At 67.7% G+C, this 1,080-nt stretch carries 1 pseudogene; it reads right to left on the minus strand.

Annotated elements, in window-relative coordinates:
- Positions 1-208 precede the first annotated feature (208 nt).
- Positions 209-1,080: pseudogene (locus AB0I03_RS27065) on the minus strand (LCP family protein); the annotation flags it as partial.

The following is a 1,080-nucleotide window of genomic DNA, read 5'->3' on the forward strand; positions in this document are numbered from 1 at the left end:
CCTGGCGCTGCCCGTCACCGCGCACACCGCTCTGCGGCATTCGGCAATCCCCCTGTGTCCGTTCCGGTGCGCTCGGCGCCCGGTGCAAGCACCGGCTCCACTGGAGCGGCTGACGCCGCGCCTCTGTTGGCGCCCCTGTTGACGCCCCTGTTGGCGTGCCCCGTTGGCGTTGTGCCTGCTGGCGTTCCCTGTTGAGCGGCCCGCCGGGTTACTTCGCGCAGATGTTCTTGTCATCTGCATTGACGTGCTGAACCCCCTCCGGGGTTTCGGTCGGCGCCTCGATCGGTGAACCCGGTGCGGTGAAGTCCTTGCCGAGCACCAGCTTCATCGGGACCCGCGGACCGGCGTCCGCGCCGGTCTTCTTCAACGCGCTCTTGGGCAGGCCCATCCACTCGGCCAACGTGGCGGCCTGGTCAGCCTGGTTGGGCGCGTACTCCAGCCGGGTCGCGGACAGCTTCTCCGGGGCGTTGCCGGCGTTCGTGGACAGCCGGGCTCCCTTGGTGTTCTGCAGCCAGTCGACGGTCTCCTGGGCCGCGCCGAACGGCCCGCCCCCGTTGGTGACATCGACCCGGACCAGCTCCGGCGGGGCCTTTTTGACTGGCGCGCTCTTGCCGCCCTTGTCCTTGCCGGCGCCCTTGGCCAGCGTGTGGTCCTGCTGCACCATCTTGAACAGCGGGTCGGCCTTGGCCGTGTCCAGGACGACGGTGGCCTTGTCCCGCGGGTTGTCCAACACCGGGACGGTGGCGAAGGTGATCTTGTTGAGATCGACCTTCTTCAGGTCGTTGCCGAAGTCCAGCAGCTTGCTCGCGGTGCCGATACCGGTGTCCACCGTCAGCGCCTTGGTCGCCGCCTGCGCGACGTCCAGCAGCTTGCTCGGGCTGCCGAACGCGCTGGACTTCAGCTTGCGGATCAGCGACCCGATGAACTGCTGCTGGAGCTGAATCCGGCTCAGATCGCTGCCGGTGCCCACCGCGTGCCGGGTCCGGACGAACGCCAGCGCCTGCTCGCCCTTGACGACGTGGCGGCCGGCCCCCAAAATAAGTTGCGAAAAAAGGTCGTTGAATTAAATGTCCCCGCCCA

It is taken from the genome of Glycomyces sp. NPDC021274, assembly GCF_040641195.1.
GTDB lineage: Bacteria > Actinomycetota > Actinomycetes > Mycobacteriales > Micromonosporaceae > Glycomyces.